Annotated in this window: 32 protein-coding genes; 6 read left to right on the top strand and 26 right to left on the bottom strand. The window is 52.1% G+C overall.

Annotated elements, in window-relative coordinates; translation table 11 throughout:
• Window positions 1–372: 372 nt before the first annotated feature.
• Window positions 373–927: a gamma carbonic anhydrase family protein gene (locus FHW04_RS08385; RefSeq protein WP_031377658.1), complete on the top strand. Its 555-nt coding sequence runs from the start codon at window positions 373–375 to the stop codon at window positions 925–927.
• On the opposite strand, the gene FHW04_RS08390 is transcribed toward FHW04_RS08385, so the two are convergent.
• From FHW04_RS08390 to dprA, 6 genes are read right to left on the bottom strand one after another with little or no spacing between them, the layout of a single operon-like run.
• Entirely contained in the window at window positions 894–1,151 is a 258-nt protein-coding gene (locus FHW04_RS08390) for a DUF1488 domain-containing protein (protein WP_089562543.1), read from the bottom strand. The two genes, FHW04_RS08385 and FHW04_RS08390, sit on opposite strands and share 34 nt — an antisense overlap.
• A complete protein-coding gene (aroE, locus tag FHW04_RS08395) occupies window positions 1,148–1,966 on the bottom strand; it encodes a shikimate dehydrogenase (RefSeq protein WP_089562544.1) in 819 nt (272 codons plus the stop codon). Before aroE ends, FHW04_RS08390 begins: the two co-directional genes overlap by 4 nt.
• 3 nt (window positions 1,967–1,969) lie before the next feature.
• Window positions 1,970–2,542, bottom strand: a complete 573-nt coding sequence (tsaC, locus tag FHW04_RS08400; protein WP_046289655.1) for an L-threonylcarbamoyladenylate synthase type 1 TsaC — start codon at window positions 2,540–2,542, stop codon at window positions 1,970–1,972.
• A gap of 6 nt (window positions 2,543–2,548) precedes the next feature.
• Window positions 2,549–3,094, bottom strand: a complete 546-nt coding sequence (locus FHW04_RS08405; protein WP_089562545.1) for a DNA topoisomerase family protein — start codon at window positions 3,092–3,094, stop codon at window positions 2,549–2,551.
• A gap of 24 nt (window positions 3,095–3,118) precedes the next feature.
• Complete coding sequence (smg, locus tag FHW04_RS08410; RefSeq protein ID WP_089562546.1) at window positions 3,119–3,592, bottom strand: DUF494 family protein Smg; 474 nt, start codon at window positions 3,590–3,592, stop codon at window positions 3,119–3,121.
• Window positions 3,564–4,679, bottom strand: coding sequence for a DNA-protecting protein DprA (gene dprA, locus FHW04_RS08415; RefSeq protein ID WP_031376663.1), 1,116 nt, complete (start codon window positions 4,677–4,679; stop codon window positions 3,564–3,566). Before dprA ends, smg begins: the two co-directional genes overlap by 29 nt.
• A gap of 115 nt (window positions 4,680–4,794) precedes the next feature.
• On the opposite strand from dprA, the gene def reads away from it, so the two are divergent.
• The 5 genes from def to mscL all read left to right on the top strand — a co-directional run bounded on the left by def (window position 4,795) and on the right by mscL (window position 9,550).
• Window positions 4,795–5,307 (top strand): peptide deformylase, encoded by a 513-nt coding sequence (def, locus tag FHW04_RS08420; protein WP_031376664.1) that lies wholly within the window; start codon window positions 4,795–4,797, stop codon window positions 5,305–5,307.
• 20 nt (window positions 5,308–5,327) lie between these two features.
• Complete coding sequence (fmt, locus tag FHW04_RS08425) at window positions 5,328–6,272, top strand: methionyl-tRNA formyltransferase (protein ID WP_089562547.1); 945 nt, start codon at window positions 5,328–5,330, stop codon at window positions 6,270–6,272.
• Window positions 6,273–6,321: 49 nt separating this feature from the next.
• Window positions 6,322–7,623 (top strand): 16S rRNA (cytosine(967)-C(5))-methyltransferase RsmB, encoded by a 1,302-nt coding sequence (rsmB, locus tag FHW04_RS08430; RefSeq protein WP_094106348.1) that lies wholly within the window; start codon window positions 6,322–6,324, stop codon window positions 7,621–7,623.
• Window positions 7,624–7,641: 18 nt separating this feature from the next.
• Window positions 7,642–9,018 carry a Trk system potassium transporter TrkA gene (gene trkA / locus FHW04_RS08435; RefSeq protein ID WP_031376666.1) on the top strand — a complete coding sequence of 459 codons (1,377 nt, stop codon included), beginning with the start codon at window positions 7,642–7,644 and terminating at the stop codon, window positions 9,016–9,018.
• A 121-nt stretch (window positions 9,019–9,139) separates the two neighbouring features.
• Window positions 9,140–9,550: a large-conductance mechanosensitive channel protein MscL gene (mscL, locus tag FHW04_RS08440; protein ID WP_031376667.1), complete on the top strand. Its 411-nt coding sequence runs from the start codon at window positions 9,140–9,142 to the stop codon at window positions 9,548–9,550.
• On the opposite strand, the gene FHW04_RS08445 is transcribed toward mscL, so the two are convergent.
• The 20 genes from FHW04_RS08445 to rplN all read right to left on the bottom strand — a co-directional run bounded on the left by FHW04_RS08445 (window position 9,486) and on the right by rplN (window position 19,265).
• Window positions 9,486–9,785, bottom strand: coding sequence for an alternative ribosome-rescue factor A (locus FHW04_RS08445; protein WP_094106347.1), 300 nt, complete (start codon window positions 9,783–9,785; stop codon window positions 9,486–9,488). The genes mscL and FHW04_RS08445 overlap by 65 nt on opposite strands.
• 59 nt (window positions 9,786–9,844) lie before the next feature.
• Entirely contained in the window at window positions 9,845–10,261 is a 417-nt protein-coding gene (gene zntR, locus FHW04_RS08450) for a Zn(2+)-responsive transcriptional regulator (RefSeq protein WP_031376668.1), read from the bottom strand.
• Entirely contained in the window at window positions 10,262–10,633 is a 372-nt protein-coding gene (locus FHW04_RS08455; protein WP_069729817.1) for a DUF1992 domain-containing protein, read from the bottom strand.
• A gap of 97 nt (window positions 10,634–10,730) precedes the next feature.
• Window positions 10,731–11,117 (bottom strand): 50S ribosomal protein L17, encoded by a 387-nt coding sequence (rplQ, locus tag FHW04_RS08460; protein WP_009087575.1) that lies wholly within the window; start codon window positions 11,115–11,117, stop codon window positions 10,731–10,733.
• 40 nt (window positions 11,118–11,157) lie between these two features.
• On the bottom strand, window positions 11,158–12,147 hold the full coding sequence (locus FHW04_RS08465) for a DNA-directed RNA polymerase subunit alpha (RefSeq protein WP_003850179.1): 990 nt from the start codon (window positions 12,145–12,147) through the stop codon (window positions 11,158–11,160).
• 25 nt (window positions 12,148–12,172) lie between these two features.
• The gene (gene rpsD, locus FHW04_RS08470; protein ID WP_008927131.1) at window positions 12,173–12,793 is read right to left on the bottom strand and encodes a 30S ribosomal protein S4; all 621 of its coding nucleotides are present in this window, start codon (window positions 12,791–12,793) and stop codon (window positions 12,173–12,175) included.
• 32 nt (window positions 12,794–12,825) lie between these two features.
• Window positions 12,826–13,215 carry a 30S ribosomal protein S11 gene (gene rpsK, locus FHW04_RS08475; RefSeq protein WP_004160563.1) on the bottom strand — a complete coding sequence of 130 codons (390 nt, stop codon included), beginning with the start codon at window positions 13,213–13,215 and terminating at the stop codon, window positions 12,826–12,828.
• A 16-nt stretch (window positions 13,216–13,231) separates the two neighbouring features.
• Complete coding sequence (gene rpsM / locus FHW04_RS08480) at window positions 13,232–13,588, bottom strand: 30S ribosomal protein S13 (RefSeq protein ID WP_003850176.1); 357 nt, start codon at window positions 13,586–13,588, stop codon at window positions 13,232–13,234.
• A 146-nt stretch (window positions 13,589–13,734) separates the two neighbouring features.
• Window positions 13,735–13,851, bottom strand: coding sequence for a 50S ribosomal protein L36 (gene rpmJ, locus FHW04_RS08485; RefSeq protein WP_004160566.1), 117 nt, complete (start codon window positions 13,849–13,851; stop codon window positions 13,735–13,737).
• Between the two features lie 32 nt (window positions 13,852–13,883).
• Window positions 13,884–15,215 carry a preprotein translocase subunit SecY gene (gene secY / locus FHW04_RS08490; RefSeq protein WP_003850175.1) on the bottom strand — a complete coding sequence of 444 codons (1,332 nt, stop codon included), beginning with the start codon at window positions 15,213–15,215 and terminating at the stop codon, window positions 13,884–13,886.
• Window positions 15,216–15,222: 7 nt separating this feature from the next.
• The gene (gene rplO, locus FHW04_RS08495; RefSeq protein ID WP_031376671.1) at window positions 15,223–15,657 is read right to left on the bottom strand and encodes a 50S ribosomal protein L15; all 435 of its coding nucleotides are present in this window, start codon (window positions 15,655–15,657) and stop codon (window positions 15,223–15,225) included.
• Window positions 15,658–15,660: 3 nt separating this feature from the next.
• On the bottom strand, window positions 15,661–15,840 hold the full coding sequence (gene rpmD / locus FHW04_RS08500) for a 50S ribosomal protein L30 (RefSeq protein WP_031376672.1): 180 nt from the start codon (window positions 15,838–15,840) through the stop codon (window positions 15,661–15,663).
• A gap of 5 nt (window positions 15,841–15,845) precedes the next feature.
• Window positions 15,846–16,346 (bottom strand): 30S ribosomal protein S5, encoded by a 501-nt coding sequence (gene rpsE / locus FHW04_RS08505; protein ID WP_003850164.1) that lies wholly within the window; start codon window positions 16,344–16,346, stop codon window positions 15,846–15,848.
• Window positions 16,347–16,360: 14 nt separating this feature from the next.
• Window positions 16,361–16,714, bottom strand: a complete 354-nt coding sequence (gene rplR, locus FHW04_RS08510) for a 50S ribosomal protein L18 (protein WP_031376674.1) — start codon at window positions 16,712–16,714, stop codon at window positions 16,361–16,363.
• A gap of 9 nt (window positions 16,715–16,723) precedes the next feature.
• The gene (gene rplF, locus FHW04_RS08515; RefSeq protein WP_003850161.1) at window positions 16,724–17,257 is read right to left on the bottom strand and encodes a 50S ribosomal protein L6; all 534 of its coding nucleotides are present in this window, start codon (window positions 17,255–17,257) and stop codon (window positions 16,724–16,726) included.
• A gap of 12 nt (window positions 17,258–17,269) precedes the next feature.
• On the bottom strand, window positions 17,270–17,662 hold the full coding sequence (gene rpsH, locus FHW04_RS08520) for a 30S ribosomal protein S8 (protein ID WP_031376675.1): 393 nt from the start codon (window positions 17,660–17,662) through the stop codon (window positions 17,270–17,272).
• A gap of 32 nt (window positions 17,663–17,694) precedes the next feature.
• Complete coding sequence (gene rpsN / locus FHW04_RS08525) at window positions 17,695–18,000, bottom strand: 30S ribosomal protein S14 (RefSeq protein ID WP_010618564.1); 306 nt, start codon at window positions 17,998–18,000, stop codon at window positions 17,695–17,697.
• A gap of 14 nt (window positions 18,001–18,014) precedes the next feature.
• Entirely contained in the window at window positions 18,015–18,554 is a 540-nt protein-coding gene (gene rplE / locus FHW04_RS08530; protein WP_031376676.1) for a 50S ribosomal protein L5, read from the bottom strand.
• A 14-nt stretch (window positions 18,555–18,568) separates the two neighbouring features.
• Window positions 18,569–18,883, bottom strand: coding sequence for a 50S ribosomal protein L24 (gene rplX / locus FHW04_RS08535; protein WP_003850150.1), 315 nt, complete (start codon window positions 18,881–18,883; stop codon window positions 18,569–18,571).
• A gap of 10 nt (window positions 18,884–18,893) precedes the next feature.
• Window positions 18,894–19,265, bottom strand: a complete 372-nt coding sequence (rplN, locus tag FHW04_RS08540) for a 50S ribosomal protein L14 (RefSeq protein ID WP_006120590.1) — start codon at window positions 19,263–19,265, stop codon at window positions 18,894–18,896.
• Between the last annotated feature and the right edge of the window lie 77 nt (window positions 19,266–19,342).

The following is a 19,342-nucleotide window of genomic DNA, read 5'->3' on the forward strand; positions in this document are numbered from 1 at the left end:
CCTGCGAGTGCCCACACAGATTGTCTGATAAATTGTTAAAGAGCAGTGCGAGCAGCGGGTTAACCGTCTGTCGCGAGGTGGCGTATATTACGCTTCCCTCCCTCAGAGTCAACTTCTTTTTCAGAAATTTTTCTCCGGCGGCGCAGTCTCCTGTGCCTCTCAACCCGGCGGCCGGTAAGCCGTTGTTCCGTGTCGATGGAGGCGCATTATAGGGATCCCGCTTCATAGCACAACCCTTTTTTTGGATCTTTTTTCTGAGTGGTTATAAATGATCCAGATTGGTGAGATCGCCAGCGATCCAAGCCAGAATAGGCTTGTCAGCTGCCTGAAATCGCATCAGGCTGCAATGAATTCAGCATAAAGGAGAACATGATGACTTCCCCCCTTCGCCCGTATAAACATCTCTTCCCGCAAACCGGCCAGCGCGTTATGGTCGATCCAAGTAGTGTCGTCGTCGGTGACGTCATTATGGAAGATGATGTCAGTATCTGGCCGCTGGTCGCGATTCGCGGCGACGTGAACCAGGTTCGCATTGGTGCCCGTAGCAATATTCAGGATGGCAGCGTACTGCACGTTACCCATAAGTCGGCGTCCAACCCGCAAGGCTTTCCGCTTATTATTGGCCAGGAAGTCACGGTAGGACATAAAGCGATGCTGCACGGCTGCACCATTGGCGATCGTGTACTGATCGGCATGGGGTCAATCCTGCTGGATGGTGTAATAGTAGAAGAAGAGGTGATGATTGGTGCCGGAAGTCTGGTGCCGCCGGGTAAACGACTGGAGAGCGGCTATCTATATCTCGGCAGTCCGGTCAGGCAAGTCCGTCCGCTCAATGAGCAGGAAAAAGAAGGGTTACGCTACTCGGCCAGCAACTATGTCAGCTGGAAAAATGATTACCTTGGCGCAGACAACCAGACCCAGCCCTGAGTATCGACCTCGTCCTGACGGATAGCCGCTTCGGCTTCCTCTTCCAAATCCCAGCGATGGTGCTGAAACAGCGCCATCGCTTCTCCCTCACCAAAGCGGGATCTTAATGCCTCAAGGCCGATGGCACAGGTCAGCCGCATGCCGTTAACCAGCACCGGAAAATAGATGGCCTGTTGTGCTGCGTCATAATGCTCATCATCGGGAAACTGGATTGCCTGATTCATGACTGCATGGCCTGCTTCAACTGCGCAATCACCGGGGTAATTTCTGGCATCACGCCATGCCATAGATGAAAGGCATGCGCCGCCTGGCCCACCAGCATACCTAATCCATCCGCCAGATGGCGTGCACCCTGCGTCTGGCACCACTGCAGGAAAGGCGTCAGCCCGCGTTGGTAGAACATGTCATAACAGCGCAGTTCAGAATGAATAAGTGTCACAGGCAGAGGCGGCGTTTTGCCGTCTACGCCGCTCGACGTTGCATTGATCACCAGATCAAAGGTTTTGCCTGCCAGCTGCTCAAAGCCACATGTAGCAATTGCGCCGCTTTGCCGGAACAGCTCTGCCAGCTCTTCGGCCCGGGCAGCGGTACGGTTGACGATGGTAATCGTGACCCCGGCTGACAGTAGCGGCAGGATCACGCCGCGGGCTGCCCCGCCTGCCCCCACCAGCAATACATTATCACCGGGTTTGATCATCGCCAGCCGCTGAAGATCGCTCAGTAAGCCAATGCCATCGGTATTATCACCAAAGATCTGACCGTTACTGAGTTTCTTCACGGTATTCACTGCACCCGAACGGGCAGCACGATCGCTGAGCTGATCGGCAAGCTCCCACGCCTGCTGCTTGAAAGGGAGAGTGACATTCGCGCCTTGCCCTCCCTGTTCAAAAAATGCAGTCAGCGCCTGCGGAAATCCCTCCAGTGGCGCGCAGATCCGCCCATAACGGTGCTCTATCCCCGTCTGTTCGGCAAAAGCCCGATGAATTAACGGTGATTTGCTGTGGTTGATGGGATTACCGAAAACGGCGAATTGGTCCATGAGTTAGCCCTGACGTATGAGTTCGCCGCTGATGACATCGCGGATTTCTGAGGGATTCTGCCGTCCACCGGTTTTACCCGATAAGACCGGAAAATCATCCCCAAACTGGCGCTTAACCTCTTCGACCGTGCGGCACGGAGGCTGGCCTGAAAGATTGGCACTGGTTGAAACCAGCGGTTTACCAAACGCGCGGCAAAGCGCCTGCACATCGGGATGATCGCTGACGCGAATAGCCAGAGAATCAAATTGCCCGGTTAACCAGCGTGGCGTCTGCGGTGGAACCGGCACCACAAAGGTCACCGGGCCCGGCCAGCAGGCGAACATCCGTTCACGCTGAATCACCGAAAGTTCGCGATCGGAGATATAGGGTTCGAGCTGCGAATAATCAGCAGCAATCAGGATCAGCCCTTTTTCGACCGGACGCTGTTTCAGCGCCAGCAATGCCATAACGGCAGACTCGCTGTCTGGATCGCAGCCCAGCCCAAACACCGCTTCAGTCGGATAGGCGATAACGGCCTGGCGGTTTAGTTGACCTACACAATGCTCAAGTGAGCCGGCGAGATGTTGATTATCCATAATGTCTCAGTTCTCTTCAGCGATGGCTTTGCCACAACTCTTACTGGCACAAAAGCGTTTAACGCCCTGCGCCGTCTTCTTTTCTACTAATAGCGGAAACTGGCAATAGGGGCAGGCGCCAGCCACGGGCGTCAGGTTCACCGCAAACTGGCAAGCCGGATAGCGATCGCAGGAATGAAAAGTTTTGCCGTAGCGTGAACGTCGCTGGACCAGCTTACCTTGCTGGCATTGCGGGCACGCCAGCGTGGTTTCATCCGGTTTATCGATGGTTTCGGTGTAACCGCATTCCGGGTAGTGGCTGCAGCCGATAAACATGCCAAAGCGCCCCTGCCGCAATACTTTATCCGCACCGCAGTCCGGACAGGCATGACCTTCCAGCACTTTGACTACGTGTCCGTCCGCCTGACTCTTCAGGGGCCGGATATAGTCACATGCAGGGTAGTTCGCGCAGCCCAAAAAAGGGCCGTGTTTACCGGAGCGTATAACCAGTTCTGCCCCGCAAGCGGGGCAGGGATCCTGTTTACGCACGGTGAAGAGTGCAGCTTTACTCATAACGATGAATGCATGAAAGGAAATTTAATGGAGCATACCTTCATTGACGTCGAATAGCAGTTCTTCCATTTGCTGATAAGCATTTTCACATCCAGGGACGTTAAACAACACCATCAGCACCACCCATTTGAGATCCTCTAAGTCAAACTCAGGGGTCTCAAGCGCCATGACGCGTTCGATGACCATTTCGCGCGTTTCCAGACTCAGCACCTGAATTTGTTCCAGGAAAAGCAGGAAACCACGGCTTTCAGCATCTAAACGGTTGCTCTCTTCATCGGTATAGATGCGCATAGAGAGCGGATCATTTGCCAGCAAAATTGGCGCAACCAGCCCTTCCTGATAGTCGGCCAACCTTTCTAACCAGTTCAACGCGCTGTAAATATCTTCACGATGAAACCCGGCATCCGTCAAGTCATCTGTCAATCTGTCCTGATCAACACCCATTTCTGCTTCGTTGTGGATATATGTCTCAAACAAGTACATGAGTACGTCGAACATGGCATGCCCTCCTCAATCGGACATAGCCGCCGGGTACAGCTGCGATCCATCCTGCTAACTCCAGTTCCAGCAACTGAGCTGAGATAACTGGCACAGGTTGGCCGGCACGTTCAGCGACAACGTCAACAGGTGTAACATCATCACCTACGTTAGCCAACACATCAGCAAATGGCAATGGAGCAACGTCACTGACATCAGAATAAATTTGGTCTGATTGTGTAACAGGCAACCAGTTCAGCGCGCTCGCCAGATCTTCCAGGATGTTATTCGGATGAGCCACCAGCAGCGCACCCTGCTGAATCAGCCAGTTAACCCCCTCACTCAACGGATTGCCCAATGCGCCCGGCAGTGCGTAGACATTGCGGTTCTGTTCCAGTGCATAACGGGCGGTAACCAGTGAGCCGCTCTTCAGCGACGCTTCAACCACCAGCACGCCGAGGCTTAAACCGCTAATGATACGATTACGGCGCGGAAAATTGTGTGGATGGGGAATGGTGGTCAGCGGAAACTCTGAGATAAGCGCGCCGCCCTGCTCAACAATCTCGCCGGCCAGCCGCAGGTGACTCTTCGGATAGAGGTGCTGAAGACCACTGCCTAACACCGCCATCGTTTTGCCACCAACGTTAAGGGCCGCCTGATGTGCCACACCGTCAATACCGCGAGCCAGGCCGCTGGTAATGGTAAGACCACTCAGCGCCAGCTGCTGGGCAAACCAGTCGCACCAGTAACGACCATAGTGCGACCCATTACGACTGCCCACCACGGCAAGCTGAGGATTATTCAGTACCACAGGATCACCCTGGACATACAGCAACGGCGGAAAGCGTGCGGTTTCCATTAACCGGGCAGGATAACCGGCATCCAGAGCGGTGAGCAGATGGTGATGGTGACTGTTTGCCAGCCAGTGTCGGATCTCATCTACCTGCTTTTCGGGCAGCGCTTGGTACTGCTGGCGTTGCGCGTCATCCAGTCCGGCCAGCATCAGATCGTCACCCGCAGCGTCCAGTTGATGGGCCATCTCAACCCAGCGTCTGCCGGTCATTCCGCTGACTGCTGCCAGCCGTACGTAGCGTGCTATTTTGTCCATCTCTGGCTCCCTGATCCCGCTTGCTTCCTGCCGCAGAATGCTGTCAATCAGCCCTCAAAAAGTCTACAATATGAGGTAGTAATCTTTTCTTAACCGAATACAGATCTGGATATTTATGTCAGTTTTGCAGGTATTACATTTCCCTGACGAGCGCCTTCGCAAAATCGCTGCGCCCGTCAAAGAAGTTAACGCAGACGTTCAGCGTATCGTTGATGATATGTTCGAGACCATGTACGCCGAAGAAGGTATCGGTCTGGCCGCTACTCAGGTGGACATCCATCAGCGCATCATCGTTATCGATGTTTCTGAAAGTCGTGAAGAGCGTTTGGTATTGATCAACCCTGAACTGCTGGAAAAAAGCGGCGAAACCGGTATCGAAGAGGGTTGTCTCTCTATCCCTGAACAGCGTGCCTTTGTGCCGCGTGCGGAACGGGTAAAAGTTCGTGCGCTGGATCGTGACGGCAACAGTTTTGAACTGGAAGCCAACGATCTGCTGGCCATTTGCATCCAGCATGAGATCGATCATCTGGAGGGCAAACTGTTTATTGATTATCTGTCGCCATTAAAACGCCAGCGAATCAAAACAAAGTTAGAGAAGCTGGCGCGCCAGAACGCGCAGGCTTCCTGAGCATCTAAGAAGGGATAAACGTGTCTGCCCCGCTAAAAATTATCTTTGCTGGCACACCTGACTTTGCAGCGCGTCATCTTGACGCGCTGCTTGCTTCTGAGCATCAGGTAGTTGGCGTATTCACGCAGCCCGACCGTCCCGCAGGTCGCGGTAACAAGTTAACGCCCGGCCCGGTTAAAACGCTGGCGCTGGCACATGATATTCCGGTTTATCAACCCCGGTCATTGCGACCTGAAGAGAACCAACAGCTGGTCGCCGATTTACAGGCCGATGTGATGGTTGTAGTGGCATACGGGCTGATTTTACCGAAAGCGGTGCTCGATATGCCGCGTCTCGGCTGTATCAATGTGCATGGTTCCCTGCTGCCGCGCTGGCGTGGCGCAGCGCCGATTCAGCGTGCGCTCTGGGCTGGTGACAGCGAAACCGGTATCACCATCATGCAGATGGATGTGGGCTTAGATACCGGTGATATGCTGCATAAACTGATCTGCCCGATCACCGCTCAGGATACCAGCGCGACACTGTACGACAAGCTGGCGCAACTCGGACCGCAGGGCTTGCTTGATACGCTGAGCTTACTCGCCAGCCAGCAGGCTGTGCCCGAAAAGCAGGATGATTCACTCGCTAATTACGCTGAGAAGCTGAGTAAAGAAGAGGCACGTCTGGACTGGACGCTGCCGGCCGAACAGCTCGAACGCTGTATCCGGGCATTTAACCCCTGGCCGATGAGCTTCTTCACGGTTGATGACCAGCCGGTTAAAGTCTGGCAGGCCAGCGTATTGCCCCACAGCGATCATCAGCCCGGTGAAATCATCCGAGCTGATAAGCATGGCATCCAGGTGGCTACCGCTCAGGGTGTGCTTAATCTGTTGCAGTTACAGCCCGCCGGTAAAAAACCGATGTCGGCTCAGGATCTTCTCAACTCGCGCCGGGAATGGTTTGAAGCTGGAACCCTTCTGGACTGACTCTCTGGCCCGGTCATGCACCGGGCTTTTTGTTTGATGACAAAACCCTATGAATAAATCAACCAACCTGCGTAGCCTCTGCGCTCAGCTCATTGAACGCGTTGTCGATAAAGGCGAATCGCTTAATACGGCGCTACCGGCGGCGCAGAAAAAACTCTCCGACAAAGACAGCGCCTTAGTGCAGGAGATTTGCTTTGGCGTGCTACGTACGCTGCCACAGCTTGAAGCCTTAATCGGTAAGCTGATGGAACGTCCGCTTACCGGTAAACAGCGTGTTTTGCACTATCTGATAATGGTCGGCCTCTATCAGCTGGAATATACCCGCGTTCCTGCTCACGCGGCGCTGGCTGAAACGGTTGCCGGTGCTGAGGTTCTGAAACGTACCAGCCTGAAAGGATTGCTGAACGGTGTTTTGCGTCAGTATCAGCGTCAGAGAGAAGAGTTGCTTGCCAGTATTCAGGATGGTCCGCAACGTTATCTTCATCCGGGCTGGCTGTTAAAGCGGTTACAGCATGCCTGGCCGGAACAGTGGCAGCAGATCGTAGAAGCAAACAACCTTCGTCCGCCGATGTGGTTGCGCGTCAACCGTCAGCATCACCACCGTGACGGATGGCTGGCAATGCTGACCGACAGCGGTAAACATGCGCATCCCGCCGCAGATGCACCGGATGCGCTGCGTCTTGAATCACCCGCGCCGGTCAGCCAGTTACCCGGCTTCGACCAGGGCTGGGTGACCGTTCAGGATTTATCAGCCCAGCGTTGCGCGTTACTGCTGGAGCCGCAGGATGGCGAGCAGATTCTTGATCTGTGCGCTGCGCCTGGCGGCAAAACAACCCACATTCTGGAAGTGGCTCCCAAGGCTCAGGTACTGGCAGTCGATGTGGATGCGCAGCGCCTTAAACGCGTGAATGAAAATCTTCAGCGTCTGGGTATGAAAGCTGAAGTGAAGCAGGGCGATGGACGCACCCCACAACAGTGGTGCGGCGAACGCCAGTTTGATCGTATTCTGCTGGATGCGCCCTGCTCGGCAACCGGCGTCATTCGTCGTCACCCGGATATTAAGTGGCTGCGTCGCGATCGCGACATCGCTGAACTGGCGAAGCTGCAAAGCGAAATTCTGGATGCGGTCTGGCCACTTCTCAAACCTGGCGGCACCCTGCTATACGCCACCTGTTCGATCCTGCCGGAAGAGAATCATCAGCAAATTGAAGCCTTTTTGCAGCGTCAGTCCGATGCTGAAGCACAACCGCTGCAGGATGCGCCGGCCAGTGGCTGGCAGGTCTTTCCTGAGTCTGAAGGCGGAGATGGTTTCTTCTACGCTAAGCTGTTAAAAAAAACGGATGCTAATTGAAATGAGCGTTGATGAGCGATGAAAATAATCATTCTGGGTGCAGGACAGGTCGGCGGGACGCTGGCAGAAAACCTGGTCGGTGAAAACAACGATATCACCGTGGTCGATACCGACGCATCGCGCTTACGTCATCTGCAGGATAAGTTCGACCTGCGCGTGGTGCAGGGTCATGGTTCGCATCCGCGGATATTGCGTGAGGCGGGCGCGGAAGATGCCGACATGCTGGTCGCCGTGACCAATTCCGATGAAACCAACATGATCGCCTGCCAGATCGCCTACTCACTTTTCAATACGCCTAACCGTATCGCCCGGATCCGCGCCGCAGACTATCTGCGCGATGCGGATAAACTGTTTATTCCTGAGGCGGTCCCTATCGATCATTTGATTTCACCCGAACAGTTAGTGATCGATAATATTTACCGTCTGATCCAGTATCCTGGTGCGTTACAGGTCGTGAATTTTGCTGAAGGCAAAGTCAGCCTGGCGGTGGTCAAAGCCTATTATGGCGGGCCGCTGGTTGGTAATCCGCTCTCAATTATGCGTGAGCACATGCCGCACATCGATACGCGTGTAGCCGCCATTTTTCGTCAGGATCGGCCTATTCGTCCGCAAGGCTCCACCATTGTTGAAGCGGGCGACGAAGTGTTTTTCATCGCCGCCAGCCAGAATATTCGAGCGGTGATGAGTGAAATGCAGCGACTGGAGAAGCCGTACAAACGCATCATGCTGGTGGGCGGCGGCAATATTGGTTTTGGTCTGGCGCAGCGGCTGGAGAAAAATTACAGCGTTAAGCTGATTGAACGTAATCCACAGCGCGCCGCAGAACTGGCGGAGCATCTGCAGGACACCATCGTCTTTTATGGTGATGCGTCAGATCAGGAGCTGCTGGCTGAAGAACATGTTGAGCAGGTTGATCTGTTCATTGCCGTCACTAATGACGATGAGGCCAACATCATGTCCGCCATGCTGGCGAAAAAGATGGGGGCCAAAAAAGTGATGGTGCTGATTCAGCGCCGCGCCTATGTCGACCTGGTGCAGGGCAGCGTGATCGATATTGCGATTTCGCCACAGCAGGCCACTATTTCAGCCTTGCTGGGCCACGTGCGTAAAGCTGATATCGTTGGCGTCTCTTCACTACGACGGGGCATCGCCGAAGCGATCGAGGCGATTGCACACGGTGACGAAACCACCTCACGCGTGGTCGGCCGCTCAATTGATGACATCAAATTGCCGCCTGGCACCATCATTGGTGCCGTAGTACGCGGCGATGATGTGATGATTGCCAACGACAACCTGCGCATTGAGCAAGGCGATCATGTCATCATGTTCCTGACCGACAAGAAGTTTGTTTCAGATGTGGAGCGTCTGTTCCAGCCGAGTCCGTTTTTCCTGTAACGGCAGCGTAATCATTGATGAATTAACCCAGCGGGAAACTGCCGCATAATTCCATGGGATGATGGCAAAAACAGCAGGGTTTGTTAGACTTTAGGGCATTGGCCAGGGCAAGGAGATAAGTATGAGTTTATTCAAAGAGTTTCGTGATTTCGCAATGCGCGGTAACGTGGTGGATCTGGCGGTGGGTGTGATCATCGGCGCCGCGTTTGGCAAGATCGTGTCATCATTAGTCGCCAACATTATTATGCCGCCGTTGGGTCTGCTGATTGGTGGTGTCGACTTCAAATCGTTTAGCTGGGTGCTTAAGCCTGCGGTCGGTGACACGCCTGCCGTTGTGATGCAGTACGGTGTGTTTCTGCAGACCATCTTCGACTTCGTAATCATCGCTTTTGCCATTTTCATGGCGATCAAACTGATGAACCGTCTCTATACTAAAAAAGAAGTCGAGAAGCCGGCTGCCAAGCCCTCTAATGAAGAAGTCCTGCTGACAGAAATTCGTGATTTGCTGAAGCAGCAAAATACCCGGGTTTAAAAAATAAGCCGCCTGCCGGGCGGTTTTTTTTCGCTCTGAAAGCAGAAGGCCAGTGATAAGATGCTGTCTTATCACTGGCCTCCCAGATCTGTCCCTTAACATGTTTATCTTTGCGCTTAAAACTCCCCTTCCCTTTTTGCTTCTGTTCAATGCGCTGCCGGAATAGTGGGTCATGTAACAGTGCTTCAATCGCATTGTCGCGAATCTGCCCTTTGGTATGCTGATATTTACTCATGGTTCCTCCTGTTGGAATCGCGAGATACTTTATTCCTTTGGCTGAAAAAAACAATATCTCTAACTGCTCAGACTCTCACCTCGTTCGAGGGCTTCAAGAATTGAGCACGAAACGCTACTGTGACTGTCACCACAGCAGGCATCCGACAGATGCTGGAGCGATCGCTGCATGGTTTCCAGCTCAGCAATCATCTGCGCGACCTCATTGAGGCGTTTTTCAACAATCGACTTCGACTCCTGGCAGGTGTGATGTGCCGGATCGACGCGGATTGAAAGCAACTCCCGGATAGCTTCAAGGCTGAAACCGAGTTTACGACCGTAGCGGATAAACTTCAGGCGTTGCAGATCGCTTTCACTGTATAAACGAAAACCTCCTTCGGTACGTCCGTCATGATCCATCATCTGCTGTTTCTCATAGAAACGGATGGTATCTGGCGTGACGTCGGCGAGTTTTGCCAACTGACCAATCCTGAACATCTACTTCTCCTGATTGAAACGTTGCTGAAGAGCGGCGGCATAGTCGCCATGCAGAAAATCGGTGCGCATGCCGGCTTGCTGAAGCCTGAGCTCAAGAACGTTAAGGCGGCGACACTGATCCTGATAACGCGGATCGGCGGGATCGAGCTGACGTAGCAGATCGTTAACTTCGATCGCTTCACGACGCAGTTCAAGTTCGGGCGGCAGGAAACCGGCGTTCTTTAGCAGCCGATAGCCGGCGCGAAGTTCAGGTGGTACATGACTGTCATCATCAAGCTGAAGCGGCTTGCCTTCACCAGGCAGTTGACTCAGCTCGCCCTTTTCCAGCGCGGCTTTAATGTGTTGTTCTGCAAGTTGATCAACCAGCCACATCGTAAACTCCTCAGCTCAGCGAATTACTCAGCCCTAAAGGTAGTAAATTTTGGGCAATAAAAAACCCGCCGAAGCGGGTTTTTTACTTTACTACAGATTACTCTGCAGCTGCTTCTGCTTGAGCTTCTGGACGATCAACCAGCTCGATGTATGCCATCGGAGCGTTGTCACCAGCGCGGAAGCCACACTTCAGAATGCGAGTGTAACCACCGGCACGGCTCGCGAAACGCGGGCCAAGCTCATTAAACAGTTTTGCCACGATCTCGTTATCACGAGTGCGGGCGAATGCCAGACGACGATTAGCTACGTTGTCGGTCTTGGCAAGAGTAATCAGCGGCTCAACTACGCGGCGCAACTCTTTGGCTTTCGGCAGAGTCGTCTTGATGATCTCATGACGAACCAGAGAGCCAGCCATGTTACGGAACATAGCCTGACGATGGCTGCTGTTGCGGTTCAGTTGACGACCACTCTTACGATGGCGCATGACCTTATCCTTCTCAGTGAAACCTTAACCTGTGATCGGGTTATTCATCAGCAATGCTTGCCGGCGGCCAGTTCTCAAGGCGCATGCCCAGAGAAAGTCCACGTGAGGCGAGCACATCTTTAATCTCAGTAAGAGATTTTTTACCCAGGTTAGGCGTTTTAAGCAGCTCAACCTCGGTACGCTGTACCAGATCACCGATGTAGTGGATAGCTTCTGCCTTAAGGCAGTTAGCAGAGCGGACAGTCAATTCCAGATCGTCAACAGGGCGCAGCAGGATCGGATCGAATTCTGGTTTCTCTTCTTTAACTTCCGGCTGACGTACATCACGTAAGTCAACGAAAGCTTCAAGTTGTTCTGCCAGAATGGTTGCCGCACGACGAATCGCCTCTTCAGGATCGATTGTACCGTTGGTTTCCATTTCGATGACCAGCTTATCCAGGTCGGTGCGCTGTTCGACGCGCGCTGCTTCAACATTGTAGGCAATACGGTCTACAGGGCTGTAGCAAGCGTCAACCAACAGGCGGCCGATTGGGCGCTCATCTTCTTCCGAATGAATTCGGGCAGAAGCCGGCACATAACCACGACCACGCTGAACTTTGATACGCATGCTGATAGCGGCGTTCTCATCGGTCAGATGGCAGATCACGTGCTGAGGCTTGACGATTTCGACATCACCATCATGGGTAATGTCGGCTGCAGTCACAGGGCCAATGCCAGATTTATTCAGGGTCAGAATGACTTCATCTTTACCCTGAACTCTTACCGCCAGCCCTTTCAGGTTGAGCAGGATTTCCAGGATATCTTCCTGTACGCCCTCTTTGGTGCTGTACTCATGTAGTACACCATCAATTTCAACCTCGGTCACCGCGCAACCCGGCATGGAAGAAAGCAGAATACGGCGCAGTGCGTTACCAAGAGTATGGCCAAAGCCACGCTCTAAAGGCTCAAGGGTCACCTTGGCGTGCGTCGAACTCACTTGCTCGATATCTACCAGGCGCGGTTTTAGAAACTCTGTCACAGAACCCTGCATTGTGTCCTCTCTTTGGTACTAAGCTTTACTTAGAGTAAAGCTCGACGATCAGGTGTTCGTTAATGTCCGCAGACAGATCAGTACGCTCAGGAATACGCTTGAACACACCTTCCATCTTAGTCGCATCAACTTCCAGCCAGGTTGGCTTTTCACGCTGCTCAGCCAGCTCCAGAGCGGCCTTCACGCGAGATTGCTTTTTGGCTTTCTCACGGATGCTAACGACATCATTCGGAGATACCTGATAAGAAGCGATGTTAACAACGCGGCCATTTACCAGAACAGACTTATGGCTCACCAGCTGACGTGCTTCCGCACGAGTGGCACCAAAGCCCATACGATAAACTACGTTGTCCAGACGGCCTTCCAGCAGAGCCAACAGGTTTTCACCGGTGTTGCCTTTCAGACGTGCTGCTTCTTTATAGTAGTTACGGAACTGACGCTCGAGCACGCCGTAGATACGACGAACTTTCTGCTTCTCACGTAACTGACCGCCGTAATCAGACAGACGCGGTTTACGCGCACCATGCTGACCAGGCGCTTGTTCGATCTTACACTTGGAATCAATCGCGCGAACGCCAGACTTAAGGAATAAGTCAGTGCCCTCACGACGGCTCAGCTTGAGCTTAGGACCCAAATATCTTGCCATTTTCTTTCTCCAACTATCCTAAAAAACGGGCGTTATACGCGACGTTTTTTCGGCGGACGACAACCGTTATGAGGGATCGGAGTCACATCAGTAATATTAGTGATGCGGAAACCAGCGGCGTTCAGTGCACGAATTGTTGATTCGCGACCCGGACCCGGACCCTTAACCATAACTTCCAGGTTCTTAATACCGTAATCTTTTACCGCTTCTGCACAGCGCTCTGCAGCGACCTGAGCAGCAAACGGAGTGGATTTACGTGAACCGCGGAAACCGGAACCACCGGCGGTTGCCCAACCCAGTGCGTTACCCTGACGATCAGTAATAGTAACGATGGTGTTGTTAAAAGAAGCATGGACATGAGCCACGCCATCTGAGACTTGTTTTCTTACACGCTTACGTGCACGAACTGGTGCCTTTGCCATTATTTACTCACCCCGATTATTTCTTGATCGGTTTACGCGGACCCTTACGGGTACGTGCGTTGGTCTTAGTACGCTGACCGCGAACCGGAAGACCACGACGATGGCGCAAACCACGGTAGCAACCAAGGTCCATAAGACGCTTGATGCTCAGGGTGATTTCACGGCGCAGATCACCTTCTACAACGAATTTCGCAACTGCATCACGCAGCTGATCAATTTGTTCTTCAGACAGCTCACTGATCTTAACATTTTCAGCAATACCCGTTGAAGCGCAGATGGCTTTAGAACGAGTTTTACCGATACCGAAGATCGAAGTTAATGCGATAACGGTATGTTTTTGATCAGGAATGTTAATGCCTGCTATACGGGCCACTATGCACTCCTATAATTAAATAAGCACGTCCCATGCTGAAAAGCCCGTTTTCAGGATACTCAAATGGAAACGCACTGACATACAAAAGATTGGCTGGCTAATCTAGCCAGCTCAACCCGACTTTGCAAGAAAAATATGTGACAAAATCAGCCTTGGCGCTGTTTATGCTTTGGCTCGGCGCTGCAGATCACACGGACGACACCGTCGCGACGAATGATTTTGCAGTTACGACATAATTTCTTGACGGAAGCACGAACTTTCATTTTTACTCTCCGTAACTTCTCAACCACCTGAATTAACGGCCGTAGCCCTTCAGGTTAGCTTTCTTCAATGCCGACTCGTACTGACTTGACATCATCAGAGTTTGCACTTGAGCCATAAAGTCCATGATGACGACCACTACGATGAGCAGTGAAGTACCGCCAAAGTAGAAGGGAACCTTCATCGCATCACGCATGAACTCCGGGATAAGGCAGATAAAAGTGATGTACAGCGCACCAATTAAGGTTAACCGCGTCATAACTTTATCGATGTACTTCGCCGTTTGCTCTCCCGGACGAATTCCCGGTACGAATGCACCAGACTTCTTCAGGTTATCTGCTGTTTCACGTGGGTTGAAAACCAACGCCGTATAGAAGAAACAGAAGAAGATGATTGCAGTCGCATAGAGTAGCACATAAAGCGGCTGTCCTGGCTGCAAATACAGCGAAATTGTTGTCAGCCAGTTCCAACCGGTACCGCCCCCGAACCACGATGCAATCGTTGCCGGGAACAGAATAATGCTGGAAGCAAAAATAGCCGGGATTACGCCCGCCATGTTCACTTTCAACGGTAAATGTGTGCTCTGTGCAGCGTAGACACGACGACCTTGCTGACGTTTTGCATAGTTCACCACAATGCGGCGTTGACCACGTTCAACGAAAATAACAAAGAAGGTCACGGCGAATACGAGTACTGCAACCAACAGCAACAGAAGGAAGTGCAGGTCACCTTGCCGCGCTTGCTCGATGGTATGGCCAATGGCCGGCGGGAGACCCGCAACAATACCTGCGAAGATAATGATCGAAATACCGTTACCGATACCGCGTTCAGTAATCTGTTCGCCCAGCCACATCAGGAACATTGTCCCTGAGACCAGACTGACAACAGCGGTAAAGTAGAAAGCAAAGCCTGGATTCATCACCAGGCCCTGCATTCCTGGCATATTCGGCAGACCGGTAGCAATACCGATCGACTGGAATATGGCCAATACCAACGTACCGTATCGGGTGTACTGGCTAATCTTACGACGGCCAGCCTCCCCTTCTTTCTTAATTTCCGCTAACGCTGGATGAACCACCGTTAATAACTGGATGATAATCGATGCCGAAATATACGGCATGATACCCAGTGCGAAAATAGAAGCACGGCTGAGAGCACCACCAGAGAACATGTTAAACATTTCAATGATGGTGCCACGCTGTTGTTCAAGCAGTTTGGCAAGTACAGTGGCATCAATACCAGGGATCGGAATGAAAGAGCCAATACGGAAGACAATCAGTGCACCGATTACAAACAGCAGTCTGCGTTTCAGTTCACCAAAGCCGCCTTTGGCGCTTTGAAAATCTAACCCCGGTTGTTTAGCCATCTGCTACTTATTCCTCAATTTTACCGCCAGCAGCTTCGATTGCAGCACGAGCACCTTTGGTGACACGCAGGCCGCGAACCGTTACCGGTGCAGAAACTTCACCAGAAAGAATTACTTTAACGAATTCAATCTGGACACCGATAATGTTGGCCGCTTTCAGCGTATTCAGGTCTACGATACCGCCTTCAACTTTCGCCAGATCAGACAGACGAATCTCTGTGGTGATCATTGATTTGCGAGAGGTGAAACCGAATTTCGGCAGACGACGATACAGAGGCATCTGACCGCCCTCGAAACCGCGACGTACGCCACCGCCAGAACGTGAGTTCTGACCTTTGTGACCACGACCACCGGTTTTACCGAGACCAGAACCGATACCACGACCCAGACGCTTGCTCGCGTGCTTAGACCCTTCGGCCGGAGACAGAGTATTTAGACGCATCTCTTACTCCTCCACTTTAACCATATAGGAAACCGCGTTAACCATACCGCGTACTGCAGGCGTATCTTCACGCTCAACGGTGTGGCCAATACGACGCAGACCCAGGCCAACCAGAGTGGCTTTATGCTTAGGCAAACGGCCAATAGCACTGCGGGTTTGAGTGATTTTAATAGTCTTAGCCATCGTGATTACCCCAGAATTTCTTCAACGGATTTACCACGCTTAGCAGCGACCATTTCCGGAGATTTCATATTGCCCAGGCCGTCGATAGTTGCACGAACCACGTTAATCGGGTTGGTGGAACCATAGGCTTTTGCCAGAACGTTATGAACTCCAGCGACTTCCAGGACGGCGCGCATTGCACCACCGGCAATAATACCGGTACCTTCAGAAGCCGGCTGCATGAACACGCGGGAACCCGTGTGTGCACCTTTTACTGGGTGCTGCAGGGTGCCGTTGGTCAGCGCGACGTTAACCATGTTGCGACGGGCTTTCTCCATCGCTTTCTGGATCGCTGCTGGAACTTCACGCGCTTTACCGTAACCAAAACCAACGCGACCGTTACCATCGCCTACCACAGTCAGTGCTGTGAAGGAGAAAATACGACCACCTTTAACAGTTTTAGATACACGGTTTACCGCGATCAGTTTTTCCTGCAGTTCGCCAGCTTGTTTCTCGATGTGTGCCATCTTAGACCTCTACCTTAGAACTGAAGGCCAGCTTCACGGGCAGCATCTGCCAGTGCCTGGACGCGACCATGATATTGGAAACCGGAACGGTCGAAAGAAACACCAGTGATGCCTTTTTCGATTGCGCGTTCTGCAATAACTTTACCTACTGCAGCTGCGGCTTCTTTATTACCGGTATACTTCAGTTGTTCAGTGATAGCTTTTTCTACTGTAGAAGCAGCGACCAGAACTTCGGAACCGTTCGGGGCGATTACCTGTGCGTAAATATGACGCGGGGTACGATGTACCACCAGGCGAGTAGCACCCAGCTCTTTGAGCTTGCGACGTGCACGGGTCGCACGACGGATACGAGCAGATTTCTTATCCATAGTGTTACCTTACTTCTTCTTAGCCTCTTTGGTACGCACGACTTCGTCGGCGTAACGGACACCCTTGCCTTTATAAGGCTCAGGACGACGGTAGGCGCGCAAGTCAGCTGCAACCTGGCCGATCAGCTGTTTATCAGCGCCTTTCAGCACGATTTCAGTCTGAGTCGGACACTCTGCAGTGATACCCGCGGGCAGCTGGTGATCGACTGGATGAGAAAAGCCCAGAGACAGGTTTACCACGTCGCCTTTAACGGCTGCACGATAACCTACACCAACCAGCTGCAGCTTCTTAGTGAAGCCTTCGGTAACACCGATAACCATTGCGTTCAGCAGCGCGCGAGAAGTACCCGCCTGCGCCCAGCCGTCAACGAAACCTTCGCGCGGAGCGAAAGTCAGAGCGTTGTCAGCATGCTTAACTTCAACAGCATCATTGATAGTACGAGTCAGCTCGCCGTTTTTACCTTTAATCGAAATTACCTGACCGTTGAGTTTTACCTCTACGCCGGCAGGAACAACGACAGGTGCTTTAGCAACACGAGACATAGTATCCTCCGATTACGCTACGTAGCAGATAATTTCGCCACCAAGACCTGCCTGGCGCGCTGCACGATCAGTCATGACACCTTTAGATGTAGAAACTACAGCGATGCCCATACCAGCCATTACCTTTGGCAGCTCATCTTTTTTCTTATAGATGCGCAGACCAGGACGGCTTACTCGCTGAATGCTTTCCACAACCGCTTTGCCCTGGAAATACTTAAGAGTCAGTTCCAGTTCCAGCTTGGTGTCGCCTTCGATTTTGAAATCTTCAATATATCCTTCTTCCTTCAGAACGTTGGCAATTGCCAATTTCAGCTTGGAGGAAGGCATGGTGACCGCAACTTTGTTCGCGGCCTGACCGTTACGGATACGGGTCAGCATATCCGCGATCGGATCTTGCATGCTCATCTGTGTTACTCCCGTGATTCAATTGGTGACAATTACCAGCTAGCCTTCTTCAGGCCCGGGATTTCACCGCGCATGGCGGCTTCGCGGACCTTGATACGGCTCAACCCAAACTTCCGCAGGAAACCGTGCGGACGACCTGTTTGACGGCAGCGGTTACGCTGACGTGAAGGGCTGGAATCACGCGGCAGACTCTGCAGCTTCAGAACGGCATTCCAACGATCTTCGTCGGAAGCGTTCACATCAGAAATGATCGCTTTCAGTTCAGCGCGTTTTGCGAAGAATTTGTCTGCTAATTTCACACGCTTAACTTCGCGTGCTTTCATAGATTGCTTAGCCATTAAGTAACCCTACCTTACTTACGGAACGGGAAGTCAAAGGCAGCCAGCAGAGCACGGCCTTCATCATCAGATTTCGCAGTAGTGGTAATGGTAATATCCAAACCACGAACGCGATCGACTTTGTCGTAGTCGATTTCTGGGAAGATGATCTGCTCACGTACACCCATGCTGTAGTTGCCACGACCATCGAATGACTTAGCGGACAAGCCACGGAAGTCACGGATACGTGGAACAGCAATGGTGATCAGACGCTCAAAGAACTCCCACATGCGTTCGCCACGCAGAGTTACTTTACAGCCGATCGGATAGCCCTGACGGATTTTGAAGCCTGCAACTGATTTGCGTGCTTTGGTGACCAGCGGTTTTTGACCGGAGATTGCTGCCAGGTCAGCTGCTGCGTTATCCAGCAGTTTCTTGTCAGCGATCGCTTCACCAACACCCATGTTCAGGGTGATCTTCTCGACCCGAGGGACTTGCATGACAGAATTGTAGCCAAACTCTGTCATGAGTTTCTGGACTACTTCGTCTTTGTAGTAATCATGCAGTTTCGCCATCGTACTACTCCAAATTACTTGATAGTTTCGCTGTTAGACTTGAAGAAACGGACTTTTTTGCCGTCTTCGAATCTAAAGCCTACACGGTCAGCCTTACCAGTTGCCGCATTGAACAGTGCAACGTTAGAAACCTGAATTGCAGCTTCTTTTTCAACGATGCCACCTGGTTGGTTCAGAGCCGGAACCGGCTTCTGATGTTTCTTCACCAGGTTGATACCTTCAACGATGACCTTACCAGAAGACAGGACATTCTTAACTTTACCGCGCTTACCTTTATCTTTACCGGTTAACACGATAACTTCGTCGTTACGACGGATTTTAGCTGCCATTGTTCGCTCCTTAGAGTACTTCTGGTGCCAGAGAGATAATTTTCATGAACTTTTCAGTACGAAGTTCACGAGTTACCGGCCCAAAAATACGCGTACCGATAGGCTGCTCACTGTTATTGTTTAAAATAACGCATGCATTACCATCGAAGCGAATGACAGAACCGTCCGGGCGACGAACACCCTTCCTGGTGCGCACCACTACCGCCTTCAGGACATCACCTTTTTTGACTTTACCACGAGGAATTGCTTCCTTGATGGTAACTTTGATGATGTCACCGACGCCTGCGTAGCGACGGTGCGAGCCACCCAGAACCTTGATACACATTACGCGACGTGCACCGGAGTTGTCGGCGACGTTCAGCATAGTCTGTTCTTGGATCATTTTAGTGCTCCGCTAATGTCAACTACTACTTCGGGACCTAAACCTCAGGTCGTTAGAAAGCCCCATAATTGAGGGCG

This window comes from Pantoea sp. AN62, assembly GCF_050432985.1.
Taxonomy (GTDB): domain Bacteria; phylum Pseudomonadota; class Gammaproteobacteria; order Enterobacterales; family Enterobacteriaceae; genus Pantoea; species Pantoea brenneri.

Excerpts from the sequence above, each read along its gene's own strand:
- FHW04_RS08385 (WP_031377658.1), top strand. The coding sequence starts at position 373 with ATGACTTCCCCCCTTCGCCCGTATAAACATCTCTTCCCGCAAACCGGC.
- FHW04_RS08390 (WP_089562543.1), bottom strand. The coding sequence starts at position 1,151 with ATGAATCAGGCAATCCAGTTTCCCGATGATGAGCATTATGACGCAGCA.
- aroE (WP_089562544.1), bottom strand. The coding sequence starts at position 1,966 with ATGGACCAATTCGCCGTTTTCGGTAATCCCATCAACCACAGCAAATCA.
- tsaC (WP_046289655.1), bottom strand. The coding sequence starts at position 2,542 with ATGGATAATCAACATCTCGCCGGCTCACTTGAGCATTGTGTAGGTCAA.
- FHW04_RS08405 (WP_089562545.1), bottom strand. The coding sequence starts at position 3,094 with ATGAGTAAAGCTGCACTCTTCACCGTGCGTAAACAGGATCCCTGCCCC.
- smg (WP_089562546.1), bottom strand. The coding sequence starts at position 3,592 with ATGTTCGACGTACTCATGTACTTGTTTGAGACATATATCCACAACGAA.
- dprA (WP_031376663.1), bottom strand. The coding sequence starts at position 4,679 with ATGGACAAAATAGCACGCTACGTACGGCTGGCAGCAGTCAGCGGAATG.
- def (WP_031376664.1), top strand. The coding sequence starts at position 4,795 with ATGTCAGTTTTGCAGGTATTACATTTCCCTGACGAGCGCCTTCGCAAA.
- rsmB (WP_094106348.1), top strand. The coding sequence starts at position 6,322 with ATGAATAAATCAACCAACCTGCGTAGCCTCTGCGCTCAGCTCATTGAA.
- trkA (WP_031376666.1), top strand. The coding sequence starts at position 7,642 with ATGAAAATAATCATTCTGGGTGCAGGACAGGTCGGCGGGACGCTGGCA.
- mscL (WP_031376667.1), top strand. The coding sequence starts at position 9,140 with ATGAGTTTATTCAAAGAGTTTCGTGATTTCGCAATGCGCGGTAACGTG.
- FHW04_RS08445 (WP_094106347.1), bottom strand. The coding sequence starts at position 9,785 with ATGAGTAAATATCAGCATACCAAAGGGCAGATTCGCGACAATGCGATT.
- zntR (WP_031376668.1), bottom strand. The coding sequence starts at position 10,261 with ATGTTCAGGATTGGTCAGTTGGCAAAACTCGCCGACGTCACGCCAGAT.
- FHW04_RS08455 (WP_069729817.1), bottom strand. The coding sequence starts at position 10,633 with ATGTGGCTGGTTGATCAACTTGCAGAACAACACATTAAAGCCGCGCTG.
- rplQ (WP_009087575.1), bottom strand. The coding sequence starts at position 11,117 with ATGCGCCATCGTAAGAGTGGTCGTCAACTGAACCGCAACAGCAGCCAT.
- FHW04_RS08465 (WP_003850179.1), bottom strand. The coding sequence starts at position 12,147 with ATGCAGGGTTCTGTGACAGAGTTTCTAAAACCGCGCCTGGTAGATATC.
- rpsD (WP_008927131.1), bottom strand. The coding sequence starts at position 12,793 with ATGGCAAGATATTTGGGTCCTAAGCTCAAGCTGAGCCGTCGTGAGGGC.
- rpsK (WP_004160563.1), bottom strand. The coding sequence starts at position 13,215 with ATGGCAAAGGCACCAGTTCGTGCACGTAAGCGTGTAAGAAAACAAGTC.
- rpmJ (WP_004160566.1), bottom strand. The coding sequence starts at position 13,851 with ATGAAAGTTCGTGCTTCCGTCAAGAAATTATGTCGTAACTGCAAAATC.
- secY (WP_003850175.1), bottom strand. The coding sequence starts at position 15,215 with ATGGCTAAACAACCGGGGTTAGATTTTCAAAGCGCCAAAGGCGGCTTT.
- rplO (WP_031376671.1), bottom strand. The coding sequence starts at position 15,657 with ATGCGTCTAAATACTCTGTCTCCGGCCGAAGGGTCTAAGCACGCGAGC.
- rpmD (WP_031376672.1), bottom strand. The coding sequence starts at position 15,840 with ATGGCTAAGACTATTAAAATCACTCAAACCCGCAGTGCTATTGGCCGT.
- rpsE (WP_003850164.1), bottom strand. The coding sequence starts at position 16,346 with ATGGCACACATCGAGAAACAAGCTGGCGAACTGCAGGAAAAACTGATC.
- rplR (WP_031376674.1), bottom strand. The coding sequence starts at position 16,714 with ATGGATAAGAAATCTGCTCGTATCCGTCGTGCGACCCGTGCACGTCGC.
- rplF (WP_003850161.1), bottom strand. The coding sequence starts at position 17,257 with ATGTCTCGTGTTGCTAAAGCACCTGTCGTTGTTCCTGCCGGCGTAGAG.
- rpsH (WP_031376675.1), bottom strand. The coding sequence starts at position 17,662 with ATGAGCATGCAAGATCCGATCGCGGATATGCTGACCCGTATCCGTAAC.
- rpsN (WP_010618564.1), bottom strand. The coding sequence starts at position 18,000 with ATGGCTAAGCAATCTATGAAAGCACGCGAAGTTAAGCGTGTGAAATTA.
- rplE (WP_031376676.1), bottom strand. The coding sequence starts at position 18,554 with ATGGCGAAACTGCATGATTACTACAAAGACGAAGTAGTCCAGAAACTC.
- rplX (WP_003850150.1), bottom strand. The coding sequence starts at position 18,883 with ATGGCAGCTAAAATCCGTCGTAACGACGAAGTTATCGTGTTAACCGGT.
- rplN (WP_006120590.1), bottom strand. The coding sequence starts at position 19,265 with ATGATCCAAGAACAGACTATGCTGAACGTCGCCGACAACTCCGGTGCA.